Consider the following 8,893-nt stretch of genomic DNA (forward strand, 5'->3'; position numbering starts at 1 on the left):
GGCGTCGCCGGGGCGGGGCTCGTCCTGCTGTGCCCCGGGGAGCGCGTGTCCACGCCGTGGGCCTATGCGGCATGGGATGAATGGAACAGGCCATTGACAGAAGTGCGTAATGGCGCTATAAACCATGCCTCTCAGAAATCTCTCGACGGGGCTTCCTCCATCCATTGGCTTGAAAACAGTTTTGAGCCGCCGGTTTTCGAGGCCTTCCCCCGTCTTCGCCGACTCAGGGAGCAGCTCCTGCGGCAGGGAGCCTTCGCCGCCGTCATGAGCGGCAGCGGCTCTTCCCTCTTCGGGCTCTTCCGGGATGCGGGCACCGCCTTCCGGGTGGCGGAGGGGTTCCGGGAAAAAGACGTGGCTGCTTATAGCCACGCATTGTAAGATTTCCACTTTCAAGGAAATCTTTGTCACGCTGGGGTGTAGCCAAGCAGGTAAGGCAACGGGTTTTGGTCCCGTCATTCGAGGGTTCAAGTCCTTCCGCCCCAGCCATTTTTTTGCGCTTTAGAGGTTTCTTAACCGGAAGGCCTCCCCCTATGTACGGTGATCTCAAGATTCTGACCGGCACCTCGAACGCTCCTTTGGCTCAGGCCATTTGCGAGCATCTCGGCTGCCAGTTGACCCCCGCCCTGTGTGAGAAGTTCAGCGACGGCGAAAGCCGCATCGAAATCAGCAGCAGCGTCCGCGGCGACGACGTGTTCGTCATCCAGCCGACCTGTGCGCCTGTGAACTTCAATCTGATGCAGCTCTGCCTCATGCTCGACGCGCTCAAGCGCGCCAGCGCGGGCCGCATCACCGCCGTCATCCCCTACTACGGCTATGCGCGTCAGGACCGCAAGGTCAGCCCGCGCGCGCCCATCAGCGCCAAGCTCGTGGCTGATTTCCTGTCGACCGCCGGTGCGAACCGCGTGGTGACCGTGGACCTTCATGCCGGACAGATCCAGGGGTTCTTCAACTGCCCTGTGGACAACCTGTTCGCGTCTCAGGTGCTGCTCGAACCCTTCATGTCCATGAAGGGCGAGATCGTGGTGGTTTCCCCCGACGCCGGCGGCGTGGAACGCGCCCGCTCCTTCGCCAAGCGCATTGAAGCGCCCCTCGCCATCATCGACAAGCGCCGCGACCGCCCCAACCAGGCGACCGCCACGCACGTCATCGGCGATGTGGACGGCAAGATCGCGGTACTCGTGGATGACATCATCGATACGGCAGGGACGATCTGCGCCGGAGCCGAAGTCCTGCTCCGCGAAGGCGCCCGCGAAGTGTACGCCTGTGCCACGCACGGCGTGCTTTCCGGCCCCGCCCTCGAGCGGCTCAACAACTCGGTGTTCACCAAGGTCGTCGTCACCGACACGATCCCGTCCGGTGAACGTTTGGACGTGTGCTCGAAGCTGCAGGTCGTTTCCGTGGCCAGCCTTCTCGCCAAGAGCATCCACAACATCCACACCGGGTCGTCCGTAAGCGTGCTGTTCTAAAGCGGATTGCCTTTGAAATGCTGAACATTTCAAAGGTGCCGTTCTGCCGGAAAACATCGTTTTCGGTAGAATCAGCGCCGTGTTGCGGCGCGCCGAACCAGCGTTCGGATTGGAGCGTTTCGCTTTTGAAACGTTCCGGGCGAACGGAAAGAAACCTCTCCGGCGTCCTCCGGGGCACCGGCTCATCTCAGCGAATCTACCACCACGGCTTTTTTCCCGTGGAAGGGTAAGGAGAACATCCATGTCCGATCTCAAAGTGCTCAGCGTGCAGAAGCGCGCCGGTCTCGGCAAGGGCGCCAACCGCCGCGCCCGTCAGGAAGAACTCATCCCCGGCGTGTTCTACACCGCCAAGGGTGAAAACCTGCCCGTGCAGATGTCCGTTCGCTCTTTCGCGAAGCTTTTCTCTCAGGTTGGCCGCACCACCGTGTTCAACCTCGAGATCGAAGGCGACGGCACGCATCCCGTGCTGATCTGGGCCACGCAGCGCGACCCGATCACCAGCCGCTTCACGCACATCGACTTCTACGGCGTCGATCTCGACAAGCCCGTGAAGATCACCGTTCCGGTCGAATTCACCGGCGTTGCCCGCGGTACCAAGGTGGGCGGCAAGCTCGAAACCTACCGCGAACAGATCCAGCTCATGGCGAAGCCTCTCGATATGCCCGCCAAGGTCACCATCGACATCTCCGGCATGGATGTGGGGACCACCATCCAGATCGCCGACGTGAAGCTTCCCGAAGGCGTCAAGGCCGCTTATGACAACAACTACGCCATCGTGTCCGTGCTGATGCCCGGCGGCGATGACGCTGCCGCTGAATAAGCGCATTGTTTGGGAGTGGAAGGGAGCGTCCTCACTTAAGGCATTCCTCTCCACTCCCTTGCCTCCTTTCCCTGTCGACATGTTCGGCATCCCGTTGATGCCGTAGGAAAGGGGCTGCCCCGCATGGGTTGAGGGAACGAATTGGCGAGGAATCCGGTGGATTCCTTTTTTTGTAGCCTGCGTCCGTCAGGCCGGAAGTTTTCCGAGAGGTTTGATATGGCTGTCGCCGGACTTATCGTGGGCTTGGGCAATCCGGGCAAGCAATACGAATCGACCCGTCACAACATGGGGTTTTTGTTTGTGGATGAACTCTTGCGCGAGGCGAAAAATGTTTCCTCCATGTCAGGGGACAAGTTCCGCTGCGAGCTGTGGAAGGCGGCCCTTCCGGGCAGCCCGGACCAGTGGCTTATCGCCAAACCGCAGACCTTCATGAACCTTTCCGGCGAATGCGTACAGTCTCTCGCGGCGTGGCACCGTCTTCTGCCCGAGAATATCCTTGTCGTGCACGACGAGCTGGATATCGCGCCGGGCCGGATGAAATTCAAGAAGGGCGGGGGCAATGCCGGGCACAACGGTTTGAAGTCGATCACGCAGCGTCTCGGCACGCCGGATTTCTACCGCCTTCGCCTCGGCATAGGCCGTTCCCCGCATGGCGGCGAGGACACCGTGAACTGGGTTCTCGGGCGGCTCAGTCCCGAGGCGCAGGACGCCTTCCGCAAACAGCTTCCCGCCGCTCTGGAGGTTGTCCGTCTTTTTGCTGAAGGGAACATTCCCGCCGCCACGCACGCGGCGAACGCGTTCGTGATCGAGTGAAATTGGAGGGGGGAAGGAGAAACTTTCTGAAGAAAGTTTCTCCTTCCCCCCCTCCAAAACTTCCCCCCCTTCCTCTTCAAAGACTTTTGTAAGTGGGGCAGATCTCGGCTGCGGTTTCTTGACAGCCTGTATGTTGGCGTGGGTTTCCCGGCGATCCCCTCTTGGAAACGCAGTAGTTTTTACAATATATTGTTTTTTATAATTAATATTCTAAAATAGAAAACATCTGGCGTCGACAGGGCGCCCGTAGAAGAAACGGTTCCGGAGCCAGCGCAAGCTGGATGCGGAACCGTTTCTTCTACGGGCGTTGTGCCGGGGTCCGGGGGGCGGCTCGCCCCCCGGACAGGGTCAAGGGGCGGTAGCCCCTTGCCGCCGGAGGCCTCAGCCTCTCTATTCCCCTGTAGCCGTTTCCAGTATTTTCCGTGCCTGATCGGCGTCCTTTTTGATCTGGGCGACGAGGGAGTCGGGGCCGGTAAAGGTGACTTCGCCGCGCAGGCGTTCGACGAAGGCGACTTCAAGATGCTTGCCGTAAAGATCCGCGTCGAAATCAAGCAGGTGCGTCTCGACCGTGAGCGCGCCCGGCCCGAAGGTCGGGTTGTACCCGATGTTCGTCACCGCCGGATAGGTGTTTGGGGTGGGGTGCGCCGGATCGAAGACAAAGGGGAGCCCGCTCCCGGCGGATTCCGATGGCGTGGCAAGCGTCACATACACGCCGGGCTTGGGGAGCATGGTCGGCGTGGGGGCGAGGTTCGCCGTGGGGAATCCGAGCAGGCGCCCGCCCCGGTTTTTGCCGTGGATGACTTCGCCCTGCACGCTGTACAGGCGGCCGAGCAGGCTGCTGGCTTCCCATACCTGCCCCTGATGCAGCAGCTCCCGTATGCGCGTGGAGCTGACCACTTCGTCGTGCACGGAGAGCGCATCCATCCGATCGACGTTGAAGCCTTCGGCTTTGCCGAGCTGGGCGAGGACTTCGGGCGTCCCGGCGCGGCCCTTGCCGAGGGTGAAGTCGTAGCCGAGGAGCAGCTCGCGCATGTTCAGCGTGCCGAGAAGAATCCGGCGCACGAAGGTTTCCGGCGACATGGCCGCGAATTCGGGCGTAAAGACCACAAGCATCACAAGCGCCATGCCGGAGGCTTCCAGCAGTGCAAGCCGTGCCTGCGGGGTCGTGAGGCGCGGGGGCGCGTATGGCGTCAGCACTTCAAGGGGATGCGGGTTGAACGTCATGGCGACGGGAAGCGTTCCCGTCGCGGCCGCGCGTTCACAGGTCATGGCAAGAAGCGCCTGATGCCCCAAATGGACGCCGTCGAAATTGCCTACCGTCACAGAGGTCCCCTGAGAGAGGTCCAGCGGCAGCGGCAGATCAAGCGCATCGGGATTGCGGGTGATGATCATTCGTTACTTCTGCCCGGACGGAGCGGCCTGCAAGGCCATGTTGATGGCTTCCTTGAACAGATCGGAAGACAGCGCGCCACGGGCCACAAGGTTGTTGATGAGGAAATACGGGGTCCCCTGCACGCCTATGCGCTGGCCTTCGGCAATGTCGGCGTCCACTTCGGCGCGCACGTCCTTGCGCTTCACGTCGGCGGCGAGCTTCTTCATGTTCAGCCCGGCGTCCTTGGCGGCGTTCACGATGGCGGGTTCGCCGTCCTTGAGCACGTCGGCGCGGCGGGCGAAGAGCAGGTCATAAAACTTCCACGCCAATTCCGGATCCTGACGGGCGGCGGCGACGTGGTATTCGGCGGCGAGGCGGGCGACGCCGGTGGTTTCCAGCGGGAAGTGCTTGAAGACGTATTTGATCTTGCCCTGATTTTCCTTGAGGACCTTTTCCATCGTCCCGGCGGCCTGCTGGCAGTAGGGGCAGGTGAAATCCGAATAGGCCACGATGGTCACGGGCGCATCGGCGGCCCCGCGGAACGGGCGGTCCTTGATGTCCACTTCTTTGGGCTGGTTCAGCTCAGCCTTCCACTGGGCGATCAGGCTTTTGTGGCGGCGCTGGTTGGAGCCTTCCTGAGCGATGTCGAGTACGGCCTCGCTGTTTTCGCGCAGGACGCTGAGCAGCAGGTCAGGGTTTTTCTGGAGGGTTTCGCGCAGCAGTTCCGCAAAATTGTCCGTGGTGACGGCGCTTGAGGCCGCGTAGGACGGGGTGGCGGCGGACGCCCATTTGTTGGACAGGAACAGCAGGTAGGCGGTCAGAATGAGCCAGATGATGAGAAAAGCCCAGAGTATTTTACGTTTCATCGAGGTTTCCTTGATAGCTGGATTCGAAGAGAGAGCGTGCATACGAACTTCCTTGTTTTGCCGGGCAGTTTACCGGGACAGAGGAGCTGTGGCAAGGGCACGATAAAGGCAAAAAAAGACGGGGAAAAGCGAAAATGGAACGCTTTTCCCCGTCCTGCGTCGTTCGAAGGGGAGGCCCCTCAAACCGTCTTTACATGTTGTCGCCGCGCTTGATGAGCGCCTGCATGCCGCCGAGGGCGTTCACCACGTCGGTCACGCCGTGGTTGTGCAGGTACAGCATCACTTCGTAGGAGCGCAGGCCGGTGTTGCACACGAGGGCCACCGGGCGATCCTTGGGGATGGAGTCGAACTTCGCTTCAATGTCTTCCAGCGCGATGGCGTGCCATTCGCCGGGATACTTGGCGGCGGTGGCGTTGCCGGCCACGGCGGGGCGGGCGTCGGCGAAGAAGACGTTATTGTTGGCGCGATCCTTCCAGAGTTCGCCGAATTCCTTGGAAGAAATGGGCTTAAGCTGGCCGGAGAGGATGTTGTCGGCCACGTTGGCCACGGCGTTTACGGCGTCCATTGCGGAGGCGAAGGGCGGGGCATAGGCGATTTCGGCATTGGCGAGATCGTCGATGGTGGGCTTGCCGAACTGGAGCATGGTCGCCACGGCGTCGATGCGGGCCTTGAGGGCGTCGCCGTCTTCGCACACGCCCTGAATGCCGAGCACGCGTCGGGTTCCGCGTTCGACCACGAGTTCAAGGGTCATCATGTGCTTTTCAGGGTAGAAATGGGCACGGTCGAGCTGTTCGAGGCTGGCGGAAATGGCGTCGAACCCGAAAGCTTTTGCGCGTTCGATGGTCAGGCCCGTGCCGCACGCGGACATCTTGAAGATTTTCACGCACCACGTGCCCACGGCGCCGTGGAAGGCGGCCGCCTTGCCATTGTCGCTGGCGGCGTTGGTGCCGATGACGCGGCCCTGCCGGTTGGCGAGGGAGCCGAGCGCCAGCACGAAGGGCTTGCCGGTGATGAGGTTCGGAATGGCCACGCAGTCGCCGCCCGCATAGATGTCGGGATCGGAGGTCTGCATGTATTCGTTGACGAGGATCGCGCCGGTGCGTTCCTCAAGATCGAGCCCGGCGGCGCGGGCCAGCGCTGTGTTGGGCGCGAAGCCGGTGGCGAAGATGACCAGATCGGCGTCGAGGGTGCGCTTGTCGGTCACGACGCGGGCCACAACCCCGTTTTCACCTTCAAGGCGCTGCACTTTTTCGCCGGTATAGACGTCGACGTTGTGTTCTTCGAGGTCATGCCTGACCATATCGGACAGGCTGGCGGACATGACGCCGGGCATGGCCTGCGGCATGAATTCCACCACGCTGGTCTTGATGTCCCACATGTCGGCGAGGGCCACGGCGATTTCCATGCCGATGAACCCGGCGCCGATGACCACGGCGTTCTGCACGCTGCCGGAAGCGCAGGCCTTGCGGAGCGCGTCGGCGTCCTCAAGGTTGTTCGCGCCGCCCACGTTTTTGAGGTCGCGGCCTTCGACCGGGGGCACTTTGGGAGTGCTGCCGGTGGCGATGATCAGGCGGTCGTAGGGGAGCGCCTTCTCTTCGCCCGTGACCAGGTTCTTGGCCGTCACGGTCTTGGCGGCGCGGTCGATGGCGGTCACGCGGGTCTGGTTCAGGGTATGCACGCCCTTATGCTCGAAATACTCGGGGGTGCGCACGGTCCCGTAGGTCGTGGAGCGCAGGGCGTCCAGCGAATTGATTTCGCCGGAAACATAGTAGGGGATGCCGCAGCCGCCGAACGAAATATTGATGTTTTCGTCGATCATGGTCACGTTGGCCGTGGGATCAAGCCGTTTCAGGCGGCTGGCCGCCTTGGGGCCGAGGGCCACGCCACCGATGACGATAACGTTTCTGGACATATTTCCTCCCTTCCTGAAAACAGGGGTAAAGGTACAAGAAAGTCGGTTTTTGGCATACACGCTTCCCTGCGAATGCGCAAGGCGGGGATAGAATTACATCGGTTCCGTACGGATTGCGGCAAGAAACCTCTGCCCCCGATACGTTCCGAAGGCGTTTTCCCCCGGCGGAACCAGCCGGGGATGAAGCTTTCCGCACTCAAGGGGCAGCCCAATGAAACGGTTTCAAGGCCAAAGCAACGTCCGGAGGCCATGCCCGTACGGAGCGCATTCCTTGAGGCGTCCGCCCCGGAGATGACGGATGCCGTACTTCCTTTCAATAAGGCGTTTGCGGCGAAAGACAACGGGACGGCATCCATCAGAAAAAGCGGAGAGAAGAGTGAACGCGGATCCGAGGCGTATGCCCGCTTTTTCGGCGGGTTCCGACTTGATCGGCCCCGCCGTGGGGCTTCAAGCCGAGAAATGAGACATTGCAAAGGGATGGCATGTTTGGCATAATCTTCCCAAAGTATTGTTCACTGAGGGGGAAATATGTCGGATAGGGAAACTCAGCCGGGGAGCATTATTCCCGGTGTTGATTGGGAATCCGGCGTCAAGCGCCTGATGGGAAACGAACAGCTCTACCGGAAATTGCTGGCGAAATTCGCCGCGTCGTATGGGGATACGGCGGGGCGGATTCGTGATGCCCTGAATGCCGGTGATCGCCAGACGGCTCATAATGAACTGCATACGCTCAAGGGCGTGACCGCCAATCTTTCCCTCGCGCCTCTGGCCGATCTGGTCCTTGCGGCGGAACAGGCCGTCAAGCACGACGATACGGAACACGAAAACGAATGTATCGACGCCATGAGCCGTGAGCTGGATGCTGTCATCAAGGTCCTGAGTGATCTGTAACAATTTGACATTTATGATAAATACAAGCCCTCGCCCGAACTTTCCGGAGAGGGCTTTTCTCTCTCTCTCTCTCTCTCTCTCTCTCTCTCTCTCTCTCTCTCTAGCATCTTCATATAATAGAACTTTTTCGTTCAAATCCGGTGGGGAAAGCTGCATGTCGGGGGGATGCCCCTGTTGTGAGGACAGATCCGGAGACGCAGCTGAAGAACCCGGAAACCGGGGAATGCAGGGTGGTGCGCTCCCTTCTGAAGGGGGGAGCAGTCGATCGGTGGATTGGATACAGGAAGCGACTGGCTCTCGCTCAGGCCCGCACCCGGATATGATGCTGTTTTTGGCGGTTCCTTCATCCGGGCACAGCGTCGGACGGGCAGCGAACAAGGTGGGAGTTGTTGAGGGGCCGGATTGCGCAACGGCGGCGTCGCGTCGCCTTTCCCGGTGATCTTGAAGAGCGGCGAGGCAATCGATCCGATACGGCTCCACAAGACCGCTTACCGCTCCATCATGCATGGAAATACCGCGGTTTCCCAGCAGTTCCGTATCTGCCATTTGAACCCCGGGCTCTCGATCGGAAAGCAGGGAAGATACCGCGTCATCCACTATAACAGGGAGAACTTGCCCAGCCTGAAAACCGTGCGGCATCACGTGTATTTTCTCGCCCACTTGAAAAGACCCGCTCTCCTCATCGCTTCCCCCGGAGGGGCAGGAGCGCAGGCCATTCAGCTTTGGCTGGGTCCAGAGTTCTCTCTCTCTCTC

The 8,893-nt window shown here is 60.7% G+C and carries 8 protein-coding genes, 1 tRNA gene and 1 pseudogene; 7 read left to right on the plus strand and 3 right to left on the minus strand.

Going from position 1 to position 8,893, the window contains the following annotated elements; all coding sequences use genetic code 11:
- The 5 genes and pseudogenes from HMPREF0178_RS10215 to pth form a co-directional block, all read left to right on the plus strand.
- Positions 1–378, plus strand: a pseudogene (locus HMPREF0178_RS10215) (4-(cytidine 5'-diphospho)-2-C-methyl-D-erythritol kinase); the annotation flags it as partial.
- Between the two features lie 32 nt (positions 379–410).
- Positions 411–486: transfer RNA gene (locus tag HMPREF0178_RS10220), tRNA-Gln, on the plus strand.
- Between the two features lie 44 nt (positions 487–530).
- Complete coding sequence (locus HMPREF0178_RS10225; protein ID WP_005028573.1) at positions 531–1,466, plus strand: ribose-phosphate pyrophosphokinase; 936 nt, start codon at positions 531–533, stop codon at positions 1,464–1,466.
- 241 nt (positions 1,467–1,707) lie between these two features.
- Entirely contained in the window at positions 1,708–2,286 is a 579-nt protein-coding gene (locus HMPREF0178_RS10230; protein ID WP_005028575.1) for a 50S ribosomal protein L25/general stress protein Ctc, read from the plus strand.
- Between the two features lie 216 nt (positions 2,287–2,502).
- The gene (pth, locus tag HMPREF0178_RS10235; RefSeq protein WP_009733351.1) at positions 2,503–3,099 is read left to right on the plus strand and encodes an aminoacyl-tRNA hydrolase; all 597 of its coding nucleotides are present in this window, start codon (positions 2,503–2,505) and stop codon (positions 3,097–3,099) included.
- Between the two features lie 390 nt (positions 3,100–3,489).
- Here the strand turns inward: pth and HMPREF0178_RS10240 are convergent, their stop codons facing one another.
- From HMPREF0178_RS10240 to HMPREF0178_RS10250, 3 genes are all read right to left on the minus strand, one after another.
- The gene (locus tag HMPREF0178_RS10240) at positions 3,490–4,491 is read right to left on the minus strand and encodes a bifunctional riboflavin kinase/FAD synthetase (RefSeq protein WP_009733352.1); all 1,002 of its coding nucleotides are present in this window, start codon (positions 4,489–4,491) and stop codon (positions 3,490–3,492) included.
- Between the two features lie 3 nt (positions 4,492–4,494).
- Positions 4,495–5,337 carry a thioredoxin domain-containing protein gene (locus tag HMPREF0178_RS10245; RefSeq protein ID WP_009733353.1) on the minus strand — a complete coding sequence of 281 codons (843 nt, stop codon included), beginning with the start codon at positions 5,335–5,337 and terminating at the stop codon, positions 4,495–4,497.
- A 190-nt stretch (positions 5,338–5,527) separates the two neighbouring features.
- Positions 5,528–7,249 (minus strand): FAD-dependent oxidoreductase, encoded by a 1,722-nt coding sequence (locus HMPREF0178_RS10250; protein WP_009733354.1) that lies wholly within the window; start codon positions 7,247–7,249, stop codon positions 5,528–5,530.
- A 528-nt stretch (positions 7,250–7,777) separates the two neighbouring features.
- Between HMPREF0178_RS10250 and HMPREF0178_RS10260 the strand changes: the two genes are divergently transcribed.
- Positions 7,778–8,140 (plus strand): Hpt domain-containing protein, encoded by a 363-nt coding sequence (locus HMPREF0178_RS10260; protein ID WP_009733355.1) that lies wholly within the window; start codon positions 7,778–7,780, stop codon positions 8,138–8,140.
- Between the two features lie 402 nt (positions 8,141–8,542).
- Positions 8,543–8,893: hypothetical protein (locus HMPREF0178_RS22560; protein WP_009733356.1), on the plus strand; the 351-nt coding region annotated here is incomplete at its 3' end.

Origin of the sequence: Bilophila sp. 4_1_30 (assembly GCF_000224655.1) — a bacterium.
Classification (GTDB): Bacteria; Desulfobacterota; Desulfovibrionia; order Desulfovibrionales; family Desulfovibrionaceae; genus Bilophila; species Bilophila wadsworthia.